Annotated in this window: 29 protein-coding genes and 1 pseudogene; 14 read left to right on the top strand and 16 right to left on the bottom strand. The window is 62.7% G+C overall.

Going from position 1 to position 25668, the window contains the following annotated elements:
- The 3 genes from tolR to ybgC form a co-directional block, all read right to left on the bottom strand.
- Entirely contained in the window at positions 1 to 453 is a 453-nt protein-coding gene (gene tolR / locus NKJ06_RS06250) for a protein TolR (RefSeq protein WP_352632050.1), read from the bottom strand.
- 10 nt (positions 454 to 463) lie between these two features.
- On the bottom strand, positions 464 to 1174 hold the full coding sequence (gene tolQ / locus NKJ06_RS06245) for a protein TolQ (RefSeq protein WP_352632048.1): 711 nt from the start codon (positions 1172 to 1174) through the stop codon (positions 464 to 466).
- Positions 1175 to 1435: 261 nt separating this feature from the next.
- Positions 1436 to 1918: a tol-pal system-associated acyl-CoA thioesterase gene (ybgC, locus tag NKJ06_RS06240; RefSeq protein WP_352632046.1), complete on the bottom strand. Its 483-nt coding sequence runs from the start codon at positions 1916 to 1918 to the stop codon at positions 1436 to 1438.
- A gap of 57 nt (positions 1919 to 1975) precedes the next feature.
- Between ybgC and NKJ06_RS06235 the strand changes: the two genes are divergently transcribed.
- Positions 1976 to 3226 carry a glycoside hydrolase family 5 protein gene (locus NKJ06_RS06235; RefSeq protein WP_352632044.1) on the top strand — a complete coding sequence of 417 codons (1251 nt, stop codon included), beginning with the start codon at positions 1976 to 1978 and terminating at the stop codon, positions 3224 to 3226.
- 13 nt (positions 3227 to 3239) lie between these two features.
- On the opposite strand, the gene NKJ06_RS06230 is transcribed toward NKJ06_RS06235, so the two are convergent.
- The 7 genes from NKJ06_RS06230 to NKJ06_RS06200 form a co-directional block, all read right to left on the bottom strand.
- Positions 3240 to 4136, bottom strand: a complete 897-nt coding sequence (locus NKJ06_RS06230; protein ID WP_352632042.1) for a metallophosphoesterase — start codon at positions 4134 to 4136, stop codon at positions 3240 to 3242.
- Positions 4137 to 4253: 117 nt separating this feature from the next.
- Positions 4254 to 5021, bottom strand: coding sequence for a hypothetical protein (locus tag NKJ06_RS06225; protein ID WP_352632040.1), 768 nt, complete (start codon positions 5019 to 5021; stop codon positions 4254 to 4256).
- 14 nt (positions 5022 to 5035) lie between these two features.
- Positions 5036 to 6073, bottom strand: coding sequence for a Holliday junction branch migration DNA helicase RuvB (gene ruvB, locus NKJ06_RS06220; RefSeq protein ID WP_352632038.1), 1038 nt, complete (start codon positions 6071 to 6073; stop codon positions 5036 to 5038).
- A 43-nt stretch (positions 6074 to 6116) separates the two neighbouring features.
- Positions 6117 to 6737: a Holliday junction branch migration protein RuvA gene (gene ruvA, locus NKJ06_RS06215; protein WP_352632035.1), complete on the bottom strand. Its 621-nt coding sequence runs from the start codon at positions 6735 to 6737 to the stop codon at positions 6117 to 6119.
- 62 nt (positions 6738 to 6799) lie between these two features.
- The gene (gene ruvC / locus NKJ06_RS06210; protein ID WP_352632033.1) at positions 6800 to 7309 is read right to left on the bottom strand and encodes a crossover junction endodeoxyribonuclease RuvC; all 510 of its coding nucleotides are present in this window, start codon (positions 7307 to 7309) and stop codon (positions 6800 to 6802) included.
- 75 nt (positions 7310 to 7384) lie between these two features.
- Positions 7385 to 7918 carry a protease adaptor protein RcdA gene (gene rcdA, locus NKJ06_RS06205; protein WP_352632031.1) on the bottom strand — a complete coding sequence of 178 codons (534 nt, stop codon included), beginning with the start codon at positions 7916 to 7918 and terminating at the stop codon, positions 7385 to 7387.
- 438 nt (positions 7919 to 8356) lie between these two features.
- On the bottom strand, positions 8357 to 8737 hold the full coding sequence (locus NKJ06_RS06200) for a hypothetical protein (protein ID WP_352632029.1): 381 nt from the start codon (positions 8735 to 8737) through the stop codon (positions 8357 to 8359).
- A gap of 333 nt (positions 8738 to 9070) precedes the next feature.
- Between NKJ06_RS06200 and NKJ06_RS06195 the strand changes: the two genes are divergently transcribed.
- A complete protein-coding gene (locus NKJ06_RS06195) occupies positions 9071 to 9622 on the top strand; it encodes a DUF2269 family protein (RefSeq protein WP_352632027.1) in 552 nt (183 codons plus the stop codon).
- A gap of 37 nt (positions 9623 to 9659) precedes the next feature.
- Here NKJ06_RS06195 and NKJ06_RS06190 read toward each other — a convergent pair whose 3' ends face one another.
- The 3 genes from NKJ06_RS06190 to NKJ06_RS06180 all read right to left on the bottom strand — a co-directional run bounded on the left by NKJ06_RS06190 (position 9660) and on the right by NKJ06_RS06180 (position 11856).
- Positions 9660 to 10430, bottom strand: a complete 771-nt coding sequence (locus NKJ06_RS06190) for a sulfite exporter TauE/SafE family protein (protein WP_352632025.1) — start codon at positions 10428 to 10430, stop codon at positions 9660 to 9662.
- Between the two features lie 117 nt (positions 10431 to 10547).
- Positions 10548 to 11276: a class I SAM-dependent methyltransferase gene (locus NKJ06_RS06185; protein ID WP_352632023.1), complete on the bottom strand. Its 729-nt coding sequence runs from the start codon at positions 11274 to 11276 to the stop codon at positions 10548 to 10550.
- Between the two features lie 100 nt (positions 11277 to 11376).
- The gene (locus NKJ06_RS06180; RefSeq protein WP_352632021.1) at positions 11377 to 11856 is read right to left on the bottom strand and encodes an Lrp/AsnC family transcriptional regulator; all 480 of its coding nucleotides are present in this window, start codon (positions 11854 to 11856) and stop codon (positions 11377 to 11379) included.
- 132 nt (positions 11857 to 11988) lie between these two features.
- Here NKJ06_RS06180 and NKJ06_RS06175 point away from each other — a divergent pair, with 132 nt between their 5' ends.
- The 9 genes and pseudogenes from NKJ06_RS06175 (at position 11989) to NKJ06_RS06135 (ending at position 19945) form a co-directional block, all read left to right on the top strand.
- Entirely contained in the window at positions 11989 to 12894 is a 906-nt protein-coding gene (locus NKJ06_RS06175) for a DMT family transporter (protein WP_352632019.1), read from the top strand.
- Between the two features lie 132 nt (positions 12895 to 13026).
- Positions 13027 to 13674: a thiamine phosphate synthase gene (locus tag NKJ06_RS06170; protein WP_352632018.1), complete on the top strand. Its 648-nt coding sequence runs from the start codon at positions 13027 to 13029 to the stop codon at positions 13672 to 13674.
- A 46-nt stretch (positions 13675 to 13720) separates the two neighbouring features.
- Positions 13721 to 14716, top strand: coding sequence for a tetratricopeptide repeat protein (locus NKJ06_RS06165; RefSeq protein WP_502905586.1), 996 nt, complete (start codon positions 13721 to 13723; stop codon positions 14714 to 14716).
- A gap of 140 nt (positions 14717 to 14856) precedes the next feature.
- Positions 14857 to 15423, top strand: coding sequence for an elongation factor P (gene efp / locus NKJ06_RS06160; RefSeq protein ID WP_013529127.1), 567 nt, complete (start codon positions 14857 to 14859; stop codon positions 15421 to 15423).
- Between the two features lie 83 nt (positions 15424 to 15506).
- Complete coding sequence (locus tag NKJ06_RS06155) at positions 15507 to 16307, top strand: inositol monophosphatase family protein (protein ID WP_352632013.1); 801 nt, start codon at positions 15507 to 15509, stop codon at positions 16305 to 16307.
- Positions 16308 to 16430: 123 nt separating this feature from the next.
- A complete protein-coding gene (trhA, locus tag NKJ06_RS06150; RefSeq protein WP_352632012.1) occupies positions 16431 to 17117 on the top strand; it encodes a PAQR family membrane homeostasis protein TrhA in 687 nt (228 codons plus the stop codon).
- A gap of 109 nt (positions 17118 to 17226) precedes the next feature.
- Positions 17227 to 18252: a MotA/TolQ/ExbB proton channel family protein gene (locus tag NKJ06_RS06145; protein WP_352632010.1), complete on the top strand. Its 1026-nt coding sequence runs from the start codon at positions 17227 to 17229 to the stop codon at positions 18250 to 18252.
- A gap of 1 nt (position 18253) precedes the next feature.
- The gene (locus tag NKJ06_RS06140; protein WP_352632008.1) at positions 18254 to 19285 is read left to right on the top strand and encodes a peptidoglycan -binding protein; all 1032 of its coding nucleotides are present in this window, start codon (positions 18254 to 18256) and stop codon (positions 19283 to 19285) included.
- Between the two features lie 248 nt (positions 19286 to 19533).
- Positions 19534 to 19945, top strand: a pseudogene (locus tag NKJ06_RS06135) (hypothetical protein).
- A gap of 77 nt (positions 19946 to 20022) precedes the next feature.
- Here the strand turns inward: NKJ06_RS06135 and NKJ06_RS06130 are convergent.
- Positions 20023 to 20376, bottom strand: coding sequence for a DUF1304 domain-containing protein (locus NKJ06_RS06130; protein WP_352632007.1), 354 nt, complete (start codon positions 20374 to 20376; stop codon positions 20023 to 20025).
- 140 nt (positions 20377 to 20516) lie between these two features.
- On the opposite strand from NKJ06_RS06130, the gene NKJ06_RS06125 reads away from it, so the two are divergent.
- Positions 20517 to 22004, top strand: coding sequence for a carboxypeptidase M32 (locus NKJ06_RS06125; RefSeq protein ID WP_352809367.1), 1488 nt, complete (start codon positions 20517 to 20519; stop codon positions 22002 to 22004).
- A 35-nt stretch (positions 22005 to 22039) separates the two neighbouring features.
- On the opposite strand, the gene NKJ06_RS06120 is transcribed toward NKJ06_RS06125, so the two are convergent.
- Positions 22040 to 23839 carry an ABC transporter transmembrane domain-containing protein gene (locus tag NKJ06_RS06120; protein WP_352809365.1) on the bottom strand — a complete coding sequence of 600 codons (1800 nt, stop codon included), beginning with the start codon at positions 23837 to 23839 and terminating at the stop codon, positions 22040 to 22042.
- A 206-nt stretch (positions 23840 to 24045) separates the two neighbouring features.
- Here NKJ06_RS06120 and rpmE point away from each other — a divergent pair, with 206 nt between their 5' ends.
- Positions 24046 to 24267 carry a 50S ribosomal protein L31 gene (gene rpmE, locus NKJ06_RS06115; RefSeq protein WP_352632001.1) on the top strand — a complete coding sequence of 74 codons (222 nt, stop codon included), beginning with the start codon at positions 24046 to 24048 and terminating at the stop codon, positions 24265 to 24267.
- Positions 24268 to 24434: 167 nt separating this feature from the next.
- A complete protein-coding gene (locus NKJ06_RS06110; RefSeq protein ID WP_352631999.1) occupies positions 24435 to 24935 on the top strand; it encodes a hypothetical protein in 501 nt (166 codons plus the stop codon).
- A gap of 9 nt (positions 24936 to 24944) precedes the next feature.
- Here NKJ06_RS06110 and NKJ06_RS06105 read toward each other — a convergent pair whose 3' ends face one another.
- Positions 24945 to 25586 (bottom strand): TetR/AcrR family transcriptional regulator, encoded by a 642-nt coding sequence (locus NKJ06_RS06105; protein ID WP_352631997.1) that lies wholly within the window; start codon positions 25584 to 25586, stop codon positions 24945 to 24947.
- Positions 25587 to 25668 lie beyond the last annotated feature (82 nt).

Raw genomic sequence — 25668 nt, 5'->3', positions numbered from 1 at the left:
CTACTGATCCTGTTCCTGCAACGAAACGAGGCCGATGTTCTTGTAGCCGGCAGCCGAAATGCGGGCCATCACCTTCATCGCCGTGCCATAGTCGGTGGACTTGTCGCCACGGATGAAGATGCGTTCCTCATAGCCGGTCTTCGAGATTGCCTGGAGCTTGGCCACCAGCTCCTCAATCGGAATTTCGGTTTCCTGGAGAAATATCTGACCGGCGGCGTCGATCGAGACGGTGATCGGCTGCGTGTCGGCATTCATCGCCTTGGCCTGCGTGTCCGGCAGGTCGATCGGCACGCCGACCGTCAGCATCGGTGCGGCGACCATGAAGATGATCAGCAGCACCAGCATCACGTCGACCATCGGCGTGACGTTTATCTCGGACATCAGTGCATGGTGGCGGCCGCGCCGCCTGTGGCCGCGCCCGCCGCGTCCTCCCATGCCCATGGACATACCCATCTGCTACTCCTCAGGCCTTGGGGGCCACTTTTTCATCGATTTGGCGCGAGAGTATGGCGGAGAACTCGTCGGAGAACCCTTCCATGCGCACGGCTATCTTGCTCGCATCGGACGACAGCTTGTTGTAGGCAATGACGGCGGGAATGGCGGCGAGCAGGCCGATGGCCGTCGCCAGCAGCGCTTCGGCAATGCCGGGCGCAACCACCGCGAGACTGGTGTTCTTGGAGCCGGCGATCGCCTGGAACGAGGTCATGATGCCGATGACGGTGCCGAACAGGCCGATAAAGGGTGCGGCCGAGCCGGTGGTGGCGAGGAAGCCGAGGCGGCCCTCAAGCTTTTCCATTTCGCGCGTTAGCGCCAGGTCCATCGCCTTGTCGATGCGGGTCTGCAGGCCGAGCGGCGACTTGGCGCCCTTCTCGAAGCTCTTCTTCCACTCGCGCATCGCAGCCACGAAAATGGCGCCCATGCCGGTGGTTTTGCGATCGGCGAGCGTGCGGTAAAGCTCCTCCAGCGACTGCCCCGACCAGAACACCTGCTCGAAACGGTTCAGCGACAGCCGCATGCGGGCATAAGAAACCAGCTTGTCGACGATGATCGCCCAGGTCCAGACCGAAGCGCAGAGCAAGCCGATCATGACCAGCTTGACCACCCAGCTGGCCGAAATGAACAACGCCCAAACCGACAATTGCGCGCCCGGATCGGCGAGTGCGATATTTTCCATCGTTACGTCCTTAAGATTTTCCGGGCGAGCTGGTGGCTGGCCCTTGGCATCCCTTGTGGTCGGTTCGCACGAAGCTACCGGAACAACCCCAAACTGTGCCGTTCTCGGCCTTTTCGGGGCAAATATTGGTGAAAGGAAGGCGCTTGATAACGCCAATCTTCACCAATCTCTTCATGAACCGTTATGGTTAAGGATGGGTTAGTATATAAGGCGCGGCGCATTGCCACGCCCGGTGGCAAAGCACAGTTGATCACAATGGGGCTAATCGGTCGCGGGTAAGGCCTTGGGCATGAACGCTGCGACCCATTCCCTGGGAAAACGCCTTGGCCGGCCATTCTCGCCGATGATCGCCGCCTCGACCTTTGCCTCGACCAGCACCTCGTCGCCGCGCTTGAGCTGCTGTGCCATGAAGATGCGCGCACCGGAAATGTCTTCGGTGCGGGTGTCGACCGTCAGGATGTCGTCGATGCGGGCCGGGCCGCGAAAGTCGATCTCCATGCGCCGCACCACCCAGACTATTCTTTCGCCATGCTTGCCGTCGGCAAGTTCGGTGTGGTGCACGCCGGTCAACCTGAGATAGTCGGAGCGTCCACGTTCGAAGAATTCGAGATAGCGTGCATGGTAGACGACACCGGAGAAATCGGTGTCGGCGTAATAGACCCTCGCCATCAGCCGGTGGCCGAACGCCGTCAGCGCACCGGAAATACCGGCCAGCAGCGTCGCCGATTCACCATGATCGCCCATTGCGCTTCCTTTTTCAGCCCCGACGAGGCACCTGTTTCCTGCGTGGCATAGCATCGGATGGCACTGTTGACGGCGATGATCAAGACCTTGACGGCGGTGCTGCTTGTGCTCGCGGCGTTGGTGTGGCCCAGCGAGGCGGTAACCTTCTCGATGAAGCGCGGCCTCAATCTCGACCAGTGGACGACGTGGCCGGGCGAAGACCAATGGGGCGATGCCAAGGCCATCTTGCCCTATCCGGAATGGCGCAAATTCCTTGGGGAAGACGACCTCAAGGCACTGAAGGACGCGGGCTTCGATTTCCTGCGCATGCCTATCGACCCGTCGCCTTTCCTGTCCGGCCAGACCGTGGCGTTGCGCGACAGCCTCTATGCCAGCGTGCTGGGCTCGGTGCGCATGATCAACCGCGCCGGGCTGAAGGTGGTCGTCGACATGCACCTGATCCCGGCCGGCGGCAGCCGCAAGATCGGCATGGCCGAGGTGATGGACGACCCGCAAACCTTCGACGCCTATGTCGAGACGGTGCGCAGGATGGCCCGCACGCTGGCGAGCGAAGATGCCACCCAGGTCGCCTTCGAGCCGATGAACGAACCGATCGTAGACTGCGACAGCGCCGGCACCAACCTGTGGCCGGACCGCCAGCGCAAACTGTTCGCCGCGGCGCGATCCTCGGCGACGAAACTGACCCTGATGCTGACCGGCGCCTGCTACTCCGCCGCCTCGTCGCTTGAGAAGATCGACCCGAAGACGATCCCGGACGACAACGTCATCTGGACCTTCCACTCCTACGATCCGTTCTTGCTGACCCATCAGGGCGCGACCTGGGCCGGCGACTTCATCCCCTATGTGACCGGCCTGTCCTATCCGCTGACCGCGGTGCCGCGGGCACAGCTCGAGGTGACGCTCGACACCATCCGCGCCAGGATCAAGGCCGAGGCGCCATGGACACGGCAAAGCGGCCTGCTTGCCTATCTCGACGAACAGGTCGCTAGCATGGACAGTCCCGACAAGCTGCTTGGGCTGATGGATGGGCCGTTCAAAAAGGTCGAGGCGTGGGCGAAGGCCAACGCCATCAAGCCGGAAAACATCACGCTGGGTGAATTCGGCATGATCCGCCAGGAATATGGCAACGCCTATGTGATGCCGGCGGAGTACCGGGCCACCTATGTCAGGGACATGATCGCGCGCGCCGAAGCGCATGGCTTCTCATGGTCGGTGTGGAGCTATGGCGGCGCCTTCGGCATCGTCGACGCCTTCAATGGCGAAAAGGCCGAACCGGATGTGTTGGACGCGATCAAATCACTTCGCTGAGGCCGATCTGGATTTAACCGAGGTCAATCGACAGGATTTCGGGGCGCATTCCAAAACGCACCGGCAGAATGCTGAAGCCGAGCCCGCCCGAGACGATCAAATTGCGGTCGTTCTCGACGACATGGCCATAGGCATAGCGATTGCCGAAACGCGACGGCACAACAGGTGAATAGCCGAACAGCCGAATTTGCCCACCATGGGTGTGGCCGGACAGGGTCAGCGAGACCCGCCGCGGCACCTTCGGAAAAATATCGGGCTCGTGCGCGAGCAGGATGATGGGCGAAGTGTCGCTGACCTTGGCCAGCGTGCCGTCGAGATCGTCCAGCCCCGTGAAGCCGGCGCGATGCCTGGTCGGCAGCAGTGCGAGTTGGTCGGCGAGCCCGGCAATCCAGACACCATGCCCGTCCTTTTCCAGGCGCACGACATCGTTCTCCAGAACTGGAATGCCGACTTTCTCCAAGGCCTTGCGCGCTATGGTCGGGCCGGCCCCGGCACGCTGCGCAAAGCCATCGCTCCACCAGTCGTGGTTGCCAAGGATCGACAGCACGCCGAGCGGTGCCTTGAGACCCGACAGTGCCGATGCCCATTGCGTTGGCGTCACCGGACTGGTCACCAGCGGGATGCCGGCAATATAGTCGCCGAGCAGGACGATCAGGTCCGGCTGCAACGCATTGGCGTCTTCGACAAGCGAAGCGATCCGCTCCGGCGTCATCCAGGGCCGGCAGGCATGGATGTCGGCGAGGACTACGACGCGCAACTTCAACCCCGCCGGCCAATGCGGCGGCGTCAGCGCATAGCGCCTCACATGAGTCAGCAGCATCGGCTCGATGCCGACCGCATAGGCGCTGAACGTGGCGACCGACAGAACCGACCCGCCAATGAAGCGCAGGAACCCGCGTCTTGTTATCATGCATGGCACTCGGATCGCAGCGGCGTGCCGCAAGGCAGCGTTAAAGTCCACGATTGCGCCGGCAAGTCGGCTAAGCTGAGGAGATTTTGCGCAGAACGTTCACGTGTCCGGCATTTACTAGTCGAACGATCTGGCCCACTCGCGCAAGGATGGTGGAGTTGAGTCTGAATTCGCGTAGCCCAACCTCAAATATACATTTTTCAAAGAAAGGTCCGTTGATTCAAAAAGTGTGTAGATTTGAACGATATTCTCGGCATCTTTGGGTGTCCCCTTCATTCCGCTCATATGCAGCTGAACGGGTGTTCCCCCAAACATGTCCATCACTTCTGGATATCGGGCGTGCACGTAGTTGCCAAAAACAGACAGTACGTATCGATGCATCTCCGCTATGCCCCTCTCGTCGTCAGATGGCTTCGGAGCCTTTGTCGTATTTTCGTAGTTTTTCTGTAGACCCTCGTTGATTTCTTTCTGCCTAGGAGACACATCTTTATCCAATCTCTTTGGCTTTCGCGTGCTGTCCGAAAAATATCTTTCTACATACAGCTTTACCTTTTGCCGCTGTTCAGGATCGTAGTATCCCGTAGAAACATAATCAACTTTCGATATAAATTCATACCCAGTTCTAATTAATACACATATTTCCTGCACATATCCATGTCTCGCCAAAACGATCGTAGCGTTAAGGCAAGACACAACTCGGATCAGATGAAGAATGCAAAAATGCACTATATTCGGACTCGCAAATCTAAATGCGATTGCCTGATCGCCATCAGGCACGATAAGTAGACGACCCAGTTCAGCCTCAAGAAACGAAACGGCGCTCTGCAAAAATAAGATCTTTTCGCCTAAACTCGACAAGGCATTTTCGAGGGACTTTTCGTCCATTATTTCGCGCCCTACTACTCTTCCTGGAACAGGTTGATCTGCTGCTGCGCCAGATCCTTCGGCGCGTCGAGGCCTAGATGACGCCAGGCATTGGCCGTCAGCATGCGGCCGCGCGGCGTGCGCTGGATGAAACCCTGCTGGATCAGATAGGGCTCAATGATATCCTCGATGGCGTCGCGCGGCTCCGACAGGCCGGCGGCGATCGTCTCGATGCCGACCGGCCCGCCACCGAAATTGCGCGCGATCATCGACAGATAGCGGCGGTCGAGCGCGTCGAGGCCAAGCGCATCGACTTCCAGCCGGGTCAACGCCTCGTCGGCGATCTGGCGGTCGACATGGCCGTCGCCGGCGACCGAGGCGAAATCGCGCACGCGGCGTAAGAGCCTTCCGGCGATGCGTGGCGTGCCGCGCGCGCGCCGCGCGATCTCCAGCGCACCGTCGTCACCGAGCGGCATCTGCAGGATGCGCGAGCCGCGCCGCACGATCTGCTCTAGCTCCTCGACCGTGTAGAAATTGAGCCGCACCGGAATGCCGAAACGGTCGCGCAGCGGATTGGTCAGCAGGCCGAGCCGCGTGGTGGCGGCGACCAGGGTGAAGCGGGCGAGGTCGATCTTGACCGAGCGCGCCGCCGGCCCCTCGCCGATAATCAGGTCGAGCTGGAAATCCTCCATCGCCGGATAGAGGATTTCCTCCACCGCCGGGCTCAGTCGGTGGATCTCGTCGATGAACAAGACGTCGCCTTCTTCGAGATTGGTCAGCAGCGCCGCGAGGTCGCCGGCCTTGGCGATGACCGGGCCGGAGGTCGAGCGGAAATTGACGCCGAGTTCGCGCGCCATGATCTGCGCCAGCGTCGTCTTGCCGAGGCCCGGCGGCCCGACGAACAGCACATGGTCGAGCGCCTCGTTGCGGCCCTTGGCGGCCTCGATGAACACTTTGAGATTGGCCCGCACCGCCGCCTGGCCGACGAAATCGTCAAGCGTCTGCGGCCGCAAGGTCTGCTCGGCATCCTCGCCGCGTTTTTCCGGCGCAATCAGGCGGGGCGACAGGCTCATGACGCCTTCCTTGCATACGGCAAGGAGCTGAACAAGCGACGACTCATCGCGCCAGTTCTTTCAGCCCAAAACGGATCAGCTTCGGCGCGTCCGCATCCTCACCCGCCGCCTTCAGCGCCGCCGACACCGCATTGGCCGCGGTATCGCGCGAATAGCCGAGATTGACCAGCGCCGAGACCGCGTCGGTAATCGGCGCGGATGCCACGCCGTCGCCGAGCTCCTGCTTCAGGCCGATGGTCCCCGAAGCGGTCCCGGCATAGGCCGGCGCCTTGTTCTTCAACTCGGTGACGATGCGCTCGGCCACCTTCTTGCCGACGCCGGGCGCGCGCGAAACCATAGCGATGTCGCGCAGCGCGATGGCATTGGCGAGATCCGCCGGCGCCAGCGTCGACAGGATGGCCAACGCCACCTTGGCGCCGACGCCCGGCACATTGTTCATCAAGAGCCGGAACCATTCGCGCTCGAGCTGCGACTTGAAACCGTAGAGCCGCAGCATGTCCTCGCGCACATAGGTCTCGATGAACAGCACCACAGTTTCGCCGGGCGAAGGCAGTGCGGCCAGCGTGCGCGCCGAGCAATAGGCAACATAGCCGACGCCATGGAGATCGACGAGGCAATGATCCTCATCGACCTCGTCGAGCGTGCCCTTGAGCTTGCCGATCATGCCTGATCTTTCATGGACGATGGGCCCTCATGGGTGCGTTTCCGGAGAGATCAAGAACATCGCTATCCTGCAAGCGCCATCCTATAGGCCACGCTCTGCCGGTGATGCGCGTGGCAGATGGCGATCGCCAGCGCATCTGCGGCATGTTCGGTATCGAAAATAGCTTTCGGCAACAGCACCTTCACCATCATATGGATTTGCTTCTTGTCGCCATGACCGACGCCGATCACTGCCTTCTTGACGGCGTTGGGCGCATATTCGGCGACGACCAGACCCGCACGCGCCGGCACGAGCATGGCGATGCCGCGCGCCTGGCCAAGCTTCAGCGTCGCCACGGCGTCCTTGTTGACGAAGGTTTGCTCGACGGCCGCCTCGTGCGGCATGGCGGTGTGCAGGATTTCGGCCAGCCCGTCATGCAATTGGCACAACCGCGTCGCCAGAGCCGCCTTGTCGTCGGACTTCACGGTGCCGGAAGCAATGAAGCGCAGCGAATTGCCAAGGCTCTCGACGATGCCCCAACCGGTGCGCCTGAGCCCCGGATCAATACCGATGATGCGAATCGCTTCCGCCATTTGCCGACTTTACCTCTGGCACACAGCGATGCCAGCGAAATGTGAACAAACCGGAAACAGAAGGCGGACCGAGGTTTAGCCGCGGGCAAAAGCCGTGTTGAGCAGGCTGATCTGGTCGGAGACCGGATTGGGACGGCGCGCCATCGGCTGCATGTCGACCACGGCGCCGGAGCCATAGATCTCCTCGTCCATGCGGCGCACCAGTGCCTGCAGGCGCAGCGATCGGGTGACGAGGTCGAGGAAATCCTCGGGCAGTTCGGCCCAGCCAGCGGCTTCATCATGGGCAGAAGCGGTATCAAGGCGCACCTTGGACTTTTCCGACGCGACCTGGTCGCGGGTCATCTCGCCGGAGTTGGCGGCGCGCTGCAAAAGCAGCCAGGAGGCAACCTGCATGAGCCTGGTGGTCAGCCGCATCGATTCGGCCGCATAGAGCGTGGCCGCCAGCCTGGACAGTTTCTTCGCCTCGGCCCGGCCCTTGCCGTCAAGATATTCGGCCGCGTGTTCGACCAGGCCCATGCCTTCCTGGTAAAGCGGCTTGAAGGATTGCGAGAAAACCCGGCGTTCCGCCAGCTTGACGGTTTTCGCACTGCCCTTCGAGAGCTCGTTCATTGATACGCCCCTGCACTTGCAACCGGCTGATTCGGCTCCCTGCCGATACACCCGGAACCCTATCTGACTGAAGCTTGAAAATGCGCTTCGTCACCGGTGAAGGCAAGCACATGTTTAACAGAAGGTTAACGTCTGTCCGTTGGCCGATGCCCGAAAATGCGGACAAAAAAAGAGCCGCGGATAAGGCGGCTCTCAGGAGTTTAACAGGGAGGCGTCAAACAAAGTGGCTCCAACCACTCGGTAAGAATCCAGATCACTGGATGAACATAGTAAACACCTGTAAAGCTTAATGAAGCCTTAACAGCATGATGCTTTTTTGACCGAACTCCCCTGTCCTGTGCCGTAACAGCACAGAACGAACCTAACTTGGCCACCAGAGCAGAGTTCAGCTCAGGCCGTCAGACCGCAGGCATAGCCTTATCTTGCCTCATGCCCAGTTCAGGCGGTCTTCCAGACCGCAGGCAAAGCGATGAAGGCAAACAGCAGCAGGGCAGCGTAGAAGCCCATCGAAGAGGCCGCCACCAGCGGTTCGATCGCGGCATTGCCGGCAAGCAGGAAAAAGAGGCCGATCAGCAGGCCGATGCCGCTGATTGCAGTAAGCCAGAAATGAACGGTGGCGAGCGTCTTTTGCCCGATTACCGGAAACAGATGGTAGAAGAAGGCGAAGACCGCCGACATCAGCCATCCGGCCACCATCGTGTGGGCATGGGTCGGCATCTGGCCGTGATCCTGGCTGATCGCCATGTACAGGCCGAGCGCCATGCCGCACAGCGCATAGATGATGGCCAGCGTGAAGAAATTCCGTGCTACCCCTTGCATAATGTTCCCCCGAATTGCCTCTTCCCGTTTGCGGGAATGGGTTGATCGTCAGGCGATTCCTGTCGCCACCGGGCTCCCGGCGTCGGCGCACTAGCATCGGCAATGTTTCCGGATGATGTCGCGCCAACCCCTCCCGACATCCGTACATTAGCAGAAAATCAGATTGCGCAATCACTATCTCAGCCGCTTCGTTCATTGGCAGGGCGCTGAAACAGAGCCGGGTTTTTCGCGACATCGTTCCGAAACAGGCGCCGCGCTAAACGCCTGCTCCTCTGACGGCCGGCGCAAATCCGCACCGCCGCAAACCTGACCGGAATATTGCAGGAGCAACCCATGGACTGGTACTCGATCGTCAAATTCCTCCACGTCATCTCGGCCATTCTGTGGGTCGGTGGCGGCTTCGTGCTGTTCCTGCTCGGCATGCTTGCCGAACGGGCGGGCAACATCGAGGACAAGCTGCAGGCGATGCGCGCCAGCGGCCAGCTGGGCGGCAGGTTTTTCGCGCCGATGTCGATGCTGACGCTGATCTTCGGCCTCATCATGTGCTGGTTCTGGGTCGGCTTCTCCGATCTGTGGATACTGATCGGCCTTGCCGGCTATGCCACGACCTTTTCGATCGGCATGTTGATCTTCAAGCCGACCGGCGAGCGCATGGGCGCGATGATCGCCAAGGAGGGTGTCACACCGGCTGTTCTTGCCATCGGTCAGCGCATGATGAGCGCGGCACGCTTCGACTATGCGGTGATGCTGGTGATCATTGCCGACATGGTGCTCAAGCCGACCGCACATGATATCGGCATCCTCGCCGGCATGGTGCTGGTCGTCGTGGTGGGTGCCGCACTGGCCTTTGGCGGCAACCGTCGCCTTGTGCCGAGCGCCGCCTGACCCTCAGTGAAGGCGGCTACGCGGCCGCCTCACCTTCCTACATAAGGCCCGCGATGCCGTCCCAAAGCAGCTTCAGCGCCACGACCGCGACGGTTGCGTAGGTGAAGGGATAGAATGTTTCCGGGCGCATCCGCCGCACCAGCCACGCCCCGGCGATGGTCGACAGCGGCGCCAGCGGCATCAGCACCGCCGACGCCGTCAGATTGGCGGTGTCGAACTGGCCGAGCGCGAAATAAGGCACCAGCTTCAGCGCATTGGTGGCGGCAAAGAAGATCGCCGCTGTGCCCGACAACACCTTCGGGTCGAGCCGGATCGGCAAGGCATAGACCTGGAAAGGCGGGCCGCCAACATGGGCGACGAAGCTAGTGAAACCAGCGACCGTGCCCCAGACGGCGGCGGCGGCACGGTTGGGCGCGGCCGCGTGATCGGCGCCGTGACGAAACTGCAGATAGAGCCAGCGCAGGACGAAAATGATGGCGACCGCGCCGACGATCAGCCGCACCGCCTCTTCGGTAACGAGTGCCGCCGTCAGCCAGCCGAGACCAATGCCGATGACGGCGCCCGGCATCATGTCGACCAGCATCTTTCTGTTATAGACACCCCACCATGTCCACACCGACACGATGTCCATCAGGCACAAGATCGGCAGCAGGATGGCGGCGGCCTGCACAGGCGGCATGGTCAGCGCCATCAGCGGCACGCCGACGAAACCGACGGCGCCGCCGAACCCACCCTTGGACAGGCCGACCAGAATGACCGCCGGAAGGGCAGCCGCATAGAACCACGGATCGAGAAGCAGGCCGGACATGGGAGGGAACTGGTCTAGAGGGAAAGCGTATCGACGCTTGAATAGCCCAGAATCCCGAGCGGAGCGACAGCAAATATCGGGATGGCCGCCCCACCATTGGCTGTCGGCAGCCTTTGCCTATGGGCGGGCCGAGACCAGCAGGAACATCGGCCGCTCTAGTTCCTCGGCCAGTTCGGGTTTGGCCGCGATCTGCGCGTCGGTCGGGCGGAACTCCTCGACATGGCTGATGGTGAAGCCGGACCTGATCAGAGCGTTGAGCGTGGTGCCGATCGTGCGGTGATGTTTCACCACGCCCTTGGCCAGCCAGTCCGTCCGGCGTGGCGCCTCCACCAGATACTGGTCGACAGGCCATGTCTTGCGGCCCTCGGCATCGATCACCCAGCCGGGATTGGTGGGCGCCATGAAAATCGGATGTTCCGTCGAGAAAACGAAATGCCCACCGGACCCCAGCGCCTGATGCACGGTCCTGAACAGACGCATCACGTCCTCGACATAGTGCAAGGCGAGCGAACTGTAGACGAGATCGAAACTGGCTTGCGGCAGACTAAGCTGATCGAGATCGGCCTTCGCATAGGTGATGCCGGCGTCCGGGCCGGCGGCCATCGCCTGGGCAAGCATCTTTTCGGAAAGATCCAGGCCAAGAACGTCTTTGGCCCCATGCTCGCGCGCCCAGCGACAGAACCAGCCGAAGCCGCAGCCGAGATCGACGACCCTCAAGCCGCTGACATCGGGCAGCATCGCGCGCAGCGCCGGCCACTCAGCGGCGCCATCCAGGCCTTCGACGGAACGGCCGAGCTGGCTGTAGCCTGCGAAGAAATCCTCCCGGTCGTATATATTCTGCGCCATGACGGTCTCGATTCGCTTGGGTCGGCACCATAACCAGCCGGCCGCCGGCTTTCCACCCGACTCGATCGGCCTTCTGAAAGCCGGGCCCGACCGGTCCGGTTCAGGATGCCTGCAAGACTTTTGCCCTGTCGCGAGACGCGGTTGCATCGAGCGGTGGCGGCCGCCGACGGATCGGCTGCGCCTTGATGATGGCAGTGCTGGTCTCGGCCTTGTCGGCGATGCGGTCCAAAATCCCGTCGAGATCACCGATCGAGCGCACGAACAGCCGGGCGACGAAACAGTCATCGCCCGTCACCTTGTCGCATTCGCCGAATTCGGGGATTTCCTCGATCAGCTTCTGGACGATGTGCAGTTTGCCCGGCAGAGGCCGGATGCGCACGATCGCCTGCAAGGTATAACCGAGCGCCAGCGGATCGATCTCGACAGTGAACGCCCGGATGACGCCGCGCTCCTCAAGCCGTCGAAGCCGCTCCGAAACGCTTGGCGACGATAGCCCGACCTGGCTGGCCAGCTCCTTCAGCGAGGTCCGCGCATCCCTAACCAGGATTTCAAGGAGATTTCGGTCGAGATCATCAAGCATTTTACATTTCTCGCTGATTTGGAGCCATCGCCTAATATAATTAGGATATTTACCCATACCTCCTTTTTCATCCGATGGAAAGCCGCGTTGCCGCATGAGATTATAGCGGTTGAACTGATACGGAGGTTTGTTGTGAACGATACAGTGCGCGGCACGGTCGAAATGTCCGCCGCAATGGCTATCCTGGGAACGATCGGATGGTTCGTCGTCCTGTCCGGCCAGCCGATCATGGATGTGGTGTTCTGGCGCTGCGCGTTCGGCGCGCTGACGCTGCTTATCATCTGCGCCGGGCTGGGGTTGCTGCGCAACAGGCTGTCGCTGCGCATCATCGGCATCGCCGCGCTCGGCGGCGTCGCCATCGTCGTCAACTGGCTTTTGCTGTTCAGTGCATTCTCGCGCGCATCGATCTCGATCGCCACGGCCGTCTACAACACGCAGCCCTTCATGCTGGTCGGCTTCGGCGCGCTCTTCTTCGCCGAGCGGCTGACCCTGACCAAGTTGACCTGGCTGGCCATCGCCTTCGCCGGCATGGTGCTGATCGTTGAGGCCGCTCCCGACGCCGGTGATGTCGGGACGGATTACTCTACCGGCATCGTCATGGCGTTGGGTGCGGCTTTCTTCTGGGCCGTCGCCGCCATCGTCACCAAGAAGCTCAAGGGCACGCCGCCTCACCTGATCGCGCTGATCCAGGTCTGCGTCGGCGTAGTCATGCTGGCGCCTTTCGCCGATCTATCCCAGCTTCCGGCCGATGCATGGAGCTGGACCATGCTGGCGACGCTCGGAATCGTCCATACTGGCCTCATGTACATATTGATGTACGGCGCCATCCAGAAGCTGCCGACGCATCTGCAGGGGTCGCTGTCCTTCATCTACCCGGTGGTCGCGATCCTGGTCGATGTCGTTGCCTTCGGCCATCGGCTGCATCTGAGCCAGATCGTCGGCGCCGCCGCCATCCTGATCGCCGCCGCCGGCATGAATCTGGGCTGGACGCTGTGGAGGGCCAAACCACCCGTCGCAAGCCCGCACCCGATCAAATAAAGCGGTCCGCCGGCGTCTGGCGGGCCAACATCGCGATCCCGGCTGCCCGCCTGTTCAAAGCGGGCACTTTGCTCTATGCCGCAATCCAACCATCTTCGCCCGGCATAGGCGAAACGCGGGACCCGAAGAACCATGAATGACGCAACGCCCCCCAACCGCTGTCGCATCGTGCTGATCGCGCCGCCCGGAGTGCCGGCGGCCCGTATCGCCGCCGCATTCGAAGGCGGCGACGTCGCTTCGCTGATCCTGCCCGAGAACGGCATGGATGAGGCCTCCTTCCAGGCTTTCGCCGAACAGATCGTGCCGGCAGCGCAAGCCGCCGGTGCGGCCGTCATCATCGCCGGCGACACCCGCATAGCCGGCCGCGTCCAGGCCGACGGTATCCATGTCGAGGTCTCCAAGGCCGAACTCGCCGAGACGATCGAGCATTTCCAGGCAAAGATGATGGTCGGCACCGGCGGCGCCAAGACGCGTGACGACGCGCTCGAGCTTGGCGAAACACGGCCCGACTACATCTTCTTCGGCCGCTTCGGTTACGACAACAAGCCCGAACCACACCCGCGCAACCTGTCGCTCGGCAGATGGTGGGCGGACATGATCCAGATCCCGTGCATCGTCATGGCCGGATCCGACATCGCCTCGGTCGAAGCAGTGGGCGCCACCGGTGCCGAATTCGTGGCGCTGTCGAGCGCCGTGTTTGCCGACGGCACCGATCCCAGGACAGCGGTCGCCACCGCCAACGCGCTGCTCGACGAGACCGCGCCGCGCTTCGAGGACTGACGTGCCCTCGGCGACGCTTCCCTTCCAGGCTCTGCTTGCGGTGCTGATGGTCCAGGCAGCGGCAGCGGAGACCATCCCGCTGCCTCAGCCCAAGCCGGAACCCGGCATCCACACCGACAAGCCGATCGACAAGCCGTTGCCGCAGCCCGCCACCCCGGCAGAACCGGCGCCGCTGCCGTCGGCCGACGCCATCAACCCCGACCGCTTCGGTGCAAAACCCGCCGATGCGGCCTATGGTGCCTTCCAGCGCGGGCTCTACAAGACGGCCTACAATCTCGCGCTGGTCCGGGCGCAAAAAGGCGATCCTGCCGCGCAGACGCTGGTCGCCGAGATCCTGTCGCGAGGGCTCGGTGTGCCGCTCAATTCGGCGGAAGCGGCGAAATGGTACGCGCTCGCCGCCGAACAGGGCGTGCCGGAATCGCAGTTCCAGTATGCGCTGATGCTGCTCGACGGCCGCTACGTCAAGAAGGACGAAAAGGCAGCCTATGCCTTGATGCAGGCCGCCGCGGAAGCCGGCAACCGGCTGGCGCAGTTCAATTTCGCGCAGATGCTGGTCCAGCAGGACCCCGGCGACGCCGGCATAGCCAAGGCGGTCTCCTACTATGAGCGCGCCGCCGCGACCGGCCTCGCCGACGCGCAATATGCGATGTCGCAGATCTACGCCAATGGCGTCGGCGGCAAGCCGCGCGACGATGCGCAGGCAAGGCGCCTTCTGGCGCAGGCGGCACGGCAGAATTACGACACCGCGCAGATCGACCTCGCCGCCTGGATGATTGAAGGCCGCGGCGGTGCGCGCGACCTGAAATCCGCCTTCGGCTGGACGAAGCAGGCGGCGGAAGGCGGCAATATCGCCGCCCAGAACCGCCTGGCAAAACTCTATATGCAAGGCATCGGCACCGATCCGGATCTCGTCCTTGCCGGCGCCTGGTACATCATCGCCCGCCGCGCCGGCCTCATCGATCCGCAGATGGACGATTTCCTGCAGGGGCTGAGCGACGACGAGACCAAGCAGGCCCTGCAGAAGGCGAACCGCCTGCCGTAGCGGCCTCTCCAACCCGACCCCGACTTGGCGCTCCCTTGCCTCTTCGGGTGATTTGTGGTCTTGGGAGCCCGAAATCGCTTTCGCAGCGAACATCCCATACCAACGGCCTGGCCGTGGGTAGCATCCCGGATCACCTCATCATGGCCAAGATCAATGGCAACGAAATCCGTCCCGGCTATGTCATCGAGCATGATGGCGGCCTTTGGGTGGCGGTCAGAACCAACACCGTCAAGCCCGGCAAGGGCGGCGCGTACAACCAGGTCGAACTGAAGAACCTCATCAACGGCACCAAGCTCAACGAGCGCTTCCGCTCGGCCGAGACGGTCGAACAGATCCGGCTCGACCTGAAGGATTTTTCATTCCTCTATGCGCAGGAAGATGCGCTGGTGTTCATGGACACCCAGAGCTACGAGCAGCTCGAACTGAACAAGGACTTCGTCGGCGATCGTGCTGCGTTCCTGCAGGACGGCATGATGGTGACAGTCCAGCTCTACGAAGAGAGGCCGATCGGCATATCGCTGCCCGACTATGTGACGCTGACCATCACCGAGGCGGACCCGGTGGTGAAGGGTCAGACGGCGGCATCCTCCTACAAGCCGGCGATCCTGGAAAACGGCATCCGCGTGCTGGTACCACCATTCATCGGCGCCGGCGAGCGCATCATCGTCGACACCAACGAAATCACCTACGTGCGCCGCGCAGACTGATGCATGTCGCCCAAAAGTGGCCCCGGTTTTGGGTCACCGACATGCATCAAGCCAGAGCTTAAAGAGCAGCAGGAAGAACCAGTATGGCACGCTCAGCCCTCCTCAACGTCATGGTCCAGGCCGCAATGAAAGCCGGCCGCTCGCTGTCGCGCGACTTCGGCGAGGTGCAGAACCTGCAGGTCTCGATGAAAGGCCCCGGCGACTATGTCAGCCAGGCCGACCGCAAGGCCGAGGACATCGTCTTTGCCGAGCTGTCCAAGGCACGGCCGGGCTATGCCTTCCTGATGGAAGAGCGCGGTGCGGTCGAAGGTGACGATAGCCAGCATCGCTGGATCGTCGATCCGCTCGACGGCACCACCAATTTCCTGCACGGCATCCCGCTCTTTGCCGTTTCGATCGCATTGGAACGCCAGGGCCAGATCGTTGCCGGCGTCATCTACAATCCGGCGATGGACGAACTCTACACCTGCGAACGCGGTGGCGGCGCCTTCATGAACGACCGCCGCTTGCGCGTCGCCGGCCGCACCAAGCTGGTCGACACAGTGATCGGTTGCGGCGTGCCGCATCTCGGCCGTGGCCACCACGGCAATTTCCTCGTCGAGCTACGCAACGTCATGGCCGAGGTCTCGGGCGTCCGTCGTATGGGTGCCGTCTCGCTCGATCTGGCCTATGTCGCCGCCGGTCGCATGGACGGGTTCTGGGAAACCGGGCTGTCTGCCTGGGACATTGCCGCCGGGCTGCTTTTGATCCGCGAGGCGGGCGGCTTCGCCTCCGACATGGATGGCGGCCAGGACATGCTCGACAACGGCTCGGTTGTCGCCGGCAACGAGATCATTCAACGCGCCCTGCTGAAGACCGTGAAGAAGCCCCTCCCCTCTCGTTGACAGGCAAGCCGCGCTGACGGGTACGCCGCGCTGATGCGCCGCAGTCGTAAAACCGCAAACAAGACTTGAAATACTGCTTGGTGAGCGCCCAAATTTGTGGTGCGCGGCGCAGGAAACCCGGCAGTGAACGACATCAAGCCCACCCCCGACATCCCGTTCATCGGACGCTGGCACTATTCGCGCGCCGAGACGATCGCCGACGGCATCGTCCATGCGGTCGGCATCGTGCTGGCGGTATCGGCCGGCTCGGCACTGCTGGCGCTGGCTGCCTTTCGTGTCGGGCCGGGCGAATATATCGCCGCTGCCTTCTATGTGGTCTCGCTGCTCACCGTGCTGTCGGTGTCGATGACCTACAATCTGTGGCCGGTGTCGTCGCCGGCGAAATGGGTCTTGCGGCGTTTCGATCATGCCGCGATCTATCTGCTGATCGCCGCGACCTACACGCCTTTCCTGGCCCAGCTCGAAGGCTCGCCGCTGGCGCGCTGGATGATCGTCCTGGTCTGGACCGCGGCAGTGCTGGGCATTGCCGTCAAGGTGTTTTTTCCCGGCCGTTTCGACCGGCTGGCCATCGTCTTCTATCTCGCCATCGGCTGGAGCGGCATCATCCTGGTCAAGCCGCTTGTCCAGACGCTGCCGACGACATCGATCGCCCTCATCGTCGCCGGCGGCATCGTCTATTCCTGCGGCGTCATCTTCTTTGCCTGGAAGGGGCTGCGCTTCCACAATGCGCTGTGGCATGGTTTCGTGGTCACCGGCGCCGGTCTGCATCTGGCCGCCATGGTCGACTGTCTGGTCATCAATCGCCTCTGACACAGACTATCGACGCGGCAATATTGCCAAGCGCCATTCAATTTGGTCACAATTCCGTTTAGAGTCGCGGTCAACGTGATCGGCGGGCGGCATCGGAAACGGGGCACGGATGGCTTTTCTCAAATCCTTCGGCATGGGCAGACGCTCGGATGTCCTGATCTACGACCCCCATAAGCTATCGAGCCCACAGGTCTTCCTGCTGACCATGGTGATCTTCCTGGTCATCGTCGCCTTCATCGCCGCCATCCTGACCCGCCAGATCTCGACCGCCTTTGGCAGCAATCCCGGCCTCAACGGCCTGATCGTGGGCGTGCTGGTGGTCGGCATCCTCTTGGCCTTCGCCCAGGTCGGCCGGCTGTTTCGCGAAGTGCGCTGGGTCAACTCCTTTCGCGCCGGCTCGGAGAGCACCGAACCGGTGCTGCTGGCGCCGATGAAGGCGATGATCGGCCGTTCCTCGGCGACGGCTTTCTCGACCAGTTCGATGCGCACCATGCTCGATTCCATCGCCACGCGCCTCGATGAAAGCCGCGACACCTCGCGCTACCTCGTCGGGCTGCTGGTGTTCCTCGGCCTGCTCGGCACCTTTTGGGGCCTGTTGAACACCATCGGTTCGATCCGCGAGACGATTGAATCGCTCGACCCAGGCACGGGTGACGCTGCCGCGGTGCTCGATTCGTTGAAGCAAGGGCTTTCGGCGCCGCTGGCCGGCATGGGCACGGCCTTCTCGTCCTCGCTGTTCGGCCTGTCCGGGTCGCTGGTGCTCGGCTTCCTCGACCTGCAGGCCGGCCGCGCCCAGACGCGCTTCTATACCGAACTGGAAAACTGGTTGTCCTCGGTGACGGACCTTTCGTCCGACATCGTCGTCTCCGATCCGGCCAAGACCGAATCCTCGGACGAGATCCGGGTTCTGTCCGAACGGCTGCGTAGCATGCAGGAGAATGGCGGCGGCTCCAACCCGCGCGTCGCCACCGCCATGGCCAATCTCGCCGACGGCATTTCCGGCCTGGTCAAGAACATGCGCTCGGAACAGCAGATCATGCGCGACTGGGTCGAGGCCCAGTCGGACGAACAGAAGGCGATGCGCAACACGCTGGAAAAAATCGCCGACGCCCTGAAGAAGCCAGGGGTGCACTGACGTGGCACTCGCCAGGGGCCGGCGCACCGATCGCCGCATCGACTACTGGCCGGGCTTCGTCGACGCGCTGTCGACGCTGCTGCTGGCCATCATGTTCTTGCTCACGGTCTTCGTGCTGGCGCAGTTCCTGCTCGGCCGCGAACTCTCAGGCAAGGATACTGCACTCACGCGCCTCAACTCGCAGATCAACGAATTGACCCAGCTTCTGGCGCTGGAGCGCTCATCAACGCAGGACAAGGATGATTCGCTCGCCAATCTGCAGGCGTCGCTGTCGGCGGCTGAAGCGGAAAAGAGCCGGCTCGAACAATTGCTGGCGCAAGGTGCGGGCGCCGGCGACGCCGCCAAGCAGCGCGCCGCGGCGCTGGGCGGCGAACTCGACAGCCAGCGCCAGATCAGCCAGCAGGCACTGAGCCAGGTCGAGATCCTCAACCAGCAGATCGCGGCTTTGCGCAAGCAGATCGGCGCGCTCGAGGATGCGCTCAACGTCTCCGAAACCCGTGACCGCGATTCCAACACCAAGATCGCCGATCTCGGCCGCCGCCTGAATGTCGCACTGGCGCAGCGTGTGCAGGAATTGAACCGCTACCGTTCCGATTTCTTCGGCCGCTTGCGTGAAATCCTCGCCGACCGCGAGAACATCCGCATCGTCGGCGACCGCTTCGTTTTCCAGTCGGAAGTGCTGTTCCCGACCGGCTCCGAGGTAATCAACGATGCCGGCAAGGTCGAGATGAAGAAGCTCGCCGACGCCATCATCGAGCTGCAGAAGGAGATCCCGCCCGAGATCAACTGGGTGCTGCGCGTCGACGGCCATACCGACAACAAGCCGCTCTCCGGCACCGGCCGCTACCGCGACAACTGGGAGCTGTCGACGGCGCGTTCGACCTCGGTGGTGAAATTCCTGATCGAAAACGGCGTGCCCGCCAACCGGCTGGTCGCCGCCGGTTTCGGCGAGTTCCAGCCGCTCGATCCCGCCGACACCGAAGAGGCGCGCAACAAGAACCGCCGCATTGAACTGAAGCTCACCGAACGTTGATCCGTGATCACGCGAACTCACGCGAATTTGTTCGCCGGCTCAACTCTAGGGCGCAGGCCGAGGCCGGCAAGGCCTGAAAAGATTATCTTTTTTAATTACACATTGTCGCAGGGCGGTCCTAGCTTCCCGCCTGGGCCGAGAACCGCCGGCGATGAATCCTCCTCATCGCGACGCGACGGAACCGGACGGCCCACGGCCGGAAGGCAGGCGGAACCACCGCTGCCTTTCTCTACAAGAGGAGACGCGTGATGCGCTCTTTCACTCCCAAGACCTCGCTCAGAACTGCGACACTCACGGCGTTCCTCATCGCCGTTCCGCTTGCCGGCGCCTATGCCGCGGGCCATCACAAGGGCGCCCTCGACGCGACCGACCCGACCGATTTCACCGGCCCGCGCGCCGAGGGTCTCATCCAACAGATTCAAGGCGTCCATCAGGGCATAGTGGACGCCAGACAGGCCAACAACATTACACCGGCCGTAGCGGAGCGTCTGGAAATGCGCACCGCCCGCATCAGCCAGGCGGCCGAGAAGGATACCGGCCACGCAATACCATGCCCTGCTGCGCCGCCTCGACAATGTCGACCAGCAGCTGAGGCTCGATACCGGCAGCGGTTTCCTGATGGGCGATGGTGCCGACGGCGGCAATTACCCGAACGGCTGAGACCGCGGCGCCTGAAACGGTCCAAGAGGAAGGGACCACCCTGACGCCTTAGGGAGCCAATCCCGCGGGCGTCCTTTTTACCAGCCGAGCCAGACCGCGATCAGCGCGGCAATCGCCGGCACGGTCTGGATGAACAGGATCTTGCGGCCGACCGTTGCCGCGCCATAGAGGCCGGCAACGGCCACGCACAACAGGAAGAAAACCTTGACCTGGAAACCGGCCGCGCCGAGGTAAAGCCCCCAGATCAGGCCGGCGGCGAGGAAACCGTTATAGAGCCCCTGATTGGCGGCGAGCACCTTCGAGGCACTGGCGAATTCGGGCGTCAGATCGAAAGCCTTGCGTCCGCGCGGCGTGTCCCACAGCACCATCTCGAGATAGACGATGTAGGCATGGATCAAGGCCACCAGCCCGACCAGGATGTTGCCGATCATGTTGTTCCCCCTCAATTGTCGCCGGCAGCATTTCACGCATGACCGCACCTGCGCAAGCTGCGTCCCCGCGCGGTGCCTGAGGGTTGCAAACGCCTTTGCGTTGGTATCTTTTCGCGCCGTCCTCAATCACGGAAGCCGCCATGTCCTTTCAGAAACTCGATGACCTTGGCCACAAGCTCGAAGCGCTCGAGCACGCGTTGGCCATCCTCGGCGCCGACGAAGCCACCCACATGGCCGTCGGCGGTGGTGAGAAGCGCGCCGAGGCGATGTCGGCACTGGCCGGCATGTATCACACCAGGGCAACGGCGCCGGAGATAGCGGACTGGATTGCCGCCGCCGAAGGCGAGGCGCTTGGTGAAGAGCAACGGGCCGCTGTTGCGGAACTGCGGCGACAATACACCAATCTGACCTGCCTGCCGGTCGAATTCGTCGAACGCCAGACGACCGCGCGCATGCGTTGCGAGCAGCTGTGGCGCGACCTGCGCGCCAAGAACGACTGGACGGCCTTCCAGCCGGCGCTGGAGGGCGTGGTGGCGCTGGTGCGCGAAGAGGCGGCGCTGCGTGCCGACGTGCTCGGTCTCGCCCCCTATGACGCACTGATGGAACAGTACGACCCCGGCAACCGCACCGCCGACATCACGCCTGTCTTCACCGACCTGAAGGCTTTCCTGAAAGATTTTGTGCCGGAGGCGCTGGCGATCCAGGAAGCGCGGCTGCGCAAGCGCCCGTTGAAGCCGCTTTCGGGCACCTACGCGATCGACCGGCAGCGCGAGCTTGGCCTTGCCATGATGGCGGCGGTCGGCTTCGACCTGACACATGGGTCGCTGTCGGTGTCGCACCATCCTTTCTGCGGCGGCGTGCCGAGCGACGTGCGCATCACCACCCGCTACAAGACATCTGATTTCCTGTCGGCGCTGATGGGCGTGCTGCACGAGACCGGCCATGCGCTCTACGAACAGAACCTGCCGAAGCCATGGTCGCACTGGCCGCTCGGCAAGGCGCGTGGCATGGCCGTGCACGAAAGCCAGAGCCTGTTTGTCGAAAAGCAGCTCGGACGCAACCCGGCCTTCTGGCGCTGGGCGCTGCCGGTGATCGAAAAGCATCTCGGCGAAGCCTGGTCGCTCGACGACATCCTGCCGCACGTGCATCGCGTCGAGCGCGGCCTGATCCGTGTCGATGCCGACGAGGTGACCTATCCCCTGCATGTCATCCTGCGCTACGAACTGGAACAGGAGCTCGTCTCGGGCCGGCTGGAGGTGGCCGACCTGCCCGAAGCCTGGGACGCCAAGATGCGCGACTATCTTGGTCTTTCCACCATCGACAACCCCGCCGACGGGCCGATGCAGGACGTGCATTGGCCGGGGGCCGCCTTCGGCTATTTCCCCTCCTACACGCTGGGCGCGATGATGGCGGCGCAGCAATGGGCGGCGCTGACGCGGGAACATCCTTCAGCCGACGAGGATCTTGCCAAAGGCAATTTCGCGGCGATCAACGACTGGCGCCGCCAAAAGATCTGGTCGCAGGGATCACGCTGGTCGACGCCGGATCTGCTCGAACGTGCCACCGGCGAAAAGCTCAATGCGGCGTATTTCGTGAACCATCTGAAGCAGCGATACGGAGCCGCTTAGCGTGGTCGGTACGTCAGGAGCACAGATGGTTCTGGCTACTCCGCCGCGCCTCTGAAGGCACTGGCGCCGGTTTCGAATTGCAGCTTGGCCAGGCGCGCATAAATGCCACCCTTGGCGACCAGGCTCTGATGCGTGCCTTCCTCGACGATCGAGCCGCCATCCATGACCAGGATCCTGTCGGCTTTCAGCACCGTTGCCAGACGGTGCGCGATGACGATGGTGGTTCGGCCCTGCATCAGGCGCTCCAGCGCCATCTGCACCAGCGTCTCGCTTTCGGCGTCGAGCGCCGAGGTAGCCTCATCGAGCAGCAGGATCGGCGCGTCGCGCAGAATGGCGCGGGCGATCGCCACACGCTGGCGTTGGCCGCCGGACAGCGTCACACCGCGCTCGCCGACCTGGCTGTCATAGCCCTTTTCCAGCCTCAGGATGAATTCATTGGCCAGCGCATCCTTCGCCGCCGTCTCGATCTCAGCCCTGCTGGCGCCCGGCCGGCCAAAGCCGATATTATCGCGCGCGGTGGCCGCAAAGATGGTGACGTCCTGCGGCACGATGGCGATGCGCTCGCGCACCGAAACGGGATCGGCCTCGCGCACGTCGACGCCGTCGATCAGGATCTTGCCGGTTTCGGGATCGTAGAAGCGCAGGATCAGCGAAAAGACCGTGCTCTTGCCGGCCCCTGACGGCCCGACGATCGCCACGGTCTCGCCGGGCATGACCTGAAAGCTCAAGCCGTGCACGGCGGCCCGGTCGGGCCTTGCCGGATAGGAGAAGGAGACGTTGTCGAAGACGATCGCGCCCTTGGCGACCGCCGGCAGTGGCTTCGGGTCGGCAGGCGCCTGGATCGCTGGGTTCTCGGCCAGGATCTCGGTCAGCCGTTCGGCGGCACCCGCCGCTTGCGCAAGCTCGCCCCACACTTCCGATAGGGCGCCCAGCGCGCCGGCGGCGAACACCGAATAAAGCAGGAACTGACCGAGCGTGCCCGGCGATATCGAGCCTTCGAGCACGCCGCGCGAGCCGAACCACAACACCGCCACGACGGACGAAAAGATGGTGAAAATGGCGAAGAAGGTGAGGAAGGAGCGCGCGAAGATCGAGGAGCGCGCCGCCTCGAAAGCGGCTTCCACCGCGGCCGAGAAATGGCCGGTGACCAGCTTCTCGTTGGTGAAGGCCTGCAAGGTGCGCACCGCGCCGATCTGCTCGCTGGCATAGGCGGTCGCGTCGGCAAGCGTATCCTGCGCCTGCCGGGACTTGGCGCGCACCGAACGGCCGAAGGCGACCAGCGGTAGCACGATCACGGGAATAGCGGCAATGACGAGGCCAGACAGTTTCGGGCTGGTGATGACCATCATCCCCACCGCGCCGAGACCGAGGATGACATTGCGCAGCGCCACCGAGGCCGTCGCCCCGACCGCGGACTTGACCTGCGTCGTGGCGGCGGCGAGCCGCGACACGATCTCGCCCGACTGGGCAGTGTCGAAGAAGGAAGGCGACAGTGTCGTCACATGGGCAAAGACATCGCGGCGGATGTCGGCGACGACGCGCTCGCCGAGCGTGATGACGAAATAGTAGCGGCCGGCCGAGGCCGCCGCCAGCAGGGCGGCCATCGCCACCAGTGCGGCGAAATATTCAGCGATGAAGGTGGTGCTGGACGACGAAAACCCATGATCGATCATGCGTCGCACCGCCAGCGGCAGCGCCAGCGTGGTTGCCGCGGCAATGACCAGTGAGATGATGGCGCCGACAACCAGCGTGCGGTAGCGCGTTATATACGGAAACAGGCGCCTGAGCGGCTTGAGCGAGCGCCGGCGCTCGTCTGCGCTGCTGATTTGCGCCATCCCGATGTTTCCTCTAGCCGCCCTTGGGGTCTGCGCCTCAATATGCGCTTGCCGCGGCCTTGTGATTCAATTCCGGCTGATGTATAGGCTCGCCGACCGTTTTAGAAGCCGTGGCTCTTCAATAGCTGCGGCTTCGAGTTTTAAAAAGGGGCGCATCGACGCAGGCTTATGCCCGTCAGCAGCGCCGGCAAGCCAGGAACCGAACCATGAAGACCGACATCCATCCCGATTACCACACCATCAAGGTCGTCATGACCGACGGCACCGAATACGCGACCCGTTCGACCTGGGGCAAGGAAGGCGATACGATGAACCTCGATATCGACCCGACCACCCACCCGGCCTGGACTGGCGGCCAGCAGACCCTGCTCGACCGCGGCGGTCGCCTGTCGAAGTTCAAGAAGCGTTTCGAAGGTTTCGGCCTCTAAGGGCATGTCGCCCAAAAGTGCGAAGCGGTTTTTGGGATAACGACTTGCACCGAGTAAGAACTTAAGCCGTATCGGCCTTTCGCAGATCAGAAAACCCGCCCTCGAGGCGGGTTTTTTTGTTGACCTCGACTAGCCGTAGTGGGACGCATTCGGTCCTGGAGAGCGATATGTCTATGCTCAACGATCAGCGATGGTCAGGGCTCAAAGGTGGATACAAGGTCGTCTATGATCCCCGACCAGCGTTGCGAGCGCTGGCCCTTCGCTATGACGACAAGGCGGTCTGGGACGAACTCTGGAATGAATTGCATCATCAGGGAGATGTCGGAGCCGCGTCTTACGCGGCGGTGGTTGAAATCGTTCGCATCTCCGAAGGCCACGCTCCGGCTTACTGGGGGGCCTATGGTCTGGCCGCAACCATCGAAGAAGCGCGCCTGCTCGACGACCGGAATCCGCCGATCCCTGCTTGGATCGAACCGCATTACAAGGCAGCGTGGCGAACATTTGTGCATTTGGCATTGCGGGATCTGGCAACTGCCACCGATGATGAGACGGTGAATTGCGCATTGGCTGTCGTCGCGCTTTATCGGGGCCGGTTCAACCTCGGTCGCATGGCGATGTGCGCAGAGGATGAGCGCGCGGAAATGCTTAGGGACTATTTCGGCCGCTAACGCGAGGCTCTACTCGGCCACCAGTTCCCTGAGCGCCATGCGCTTGTAGGCAGCGACCAGCCTGTCGCCCTCCTGCCGCTCGACGGAGATCGCCAGCCGCATGGCGGCCTCGCCCATCTGCCAGACCAGGAACGCCGTTGTATCGAGTTCCACCGGATCGGCGTTGGGGCGCAAGCGCCTGAGCACCGCGGTCAGAAACTCCGCATTGGCCCGGCTGTCGGCGAGCTCGAGCTGGCGCAGCGCCTTGTCGGCCTGTGTGCCCGACCAGATGTCGCGCATCACCGGCTCCGCCAGGAACAGCCGGTAGTAGATATCGACCAGTTCCGAAAACGCTTGGCCCAGCCCTTCGGCGTCGTCGACGCCGGCGAGTGCGGCTGAGATGCAGGCCTGGCTCTCGGCGGTGTAGCGCTCGGCCAGCGCCCAGATGATCGCCCGCTTGTCCGGGAAGAACTGGTAGAGCGAGCCGATCGACACCCCTGCCCGTTCCGCCACCTCACCCATGCGCATGGCGTCGCTGCCCTGCTCTGCAATCAGCGCCGAAGCGGCGGCCAGCATGCGCCCGACCCGCTCGCGGCTGCGCCGCTGGCTCGGCGCCCGGCGCGGCGAAGCGACCTGCTCCTGAGGGGAAACCCGCGCGGCCGTGTCTACCATGGCTAACTCCAGTGTCGGAAAAATCGCTTGACTTGGAAAATACGAGGGTTTATCACGTTTTGCAAATGTGAGGATTAGTCAC

This window comes from Mesorhizobium sp. M0293 (assembly GCF_040321735.1).
GTDB lineage: Bacteria > Pseudomonadota > Alphaproteobacteria > Rhizobiales > Rhizobiaceae > Mesorhizobium.
The sequence above is the reverse complement of the archived record's forward strand: the minus strand, read 5'-3'. Positions and strand labels throughout refer to the sequence as shown.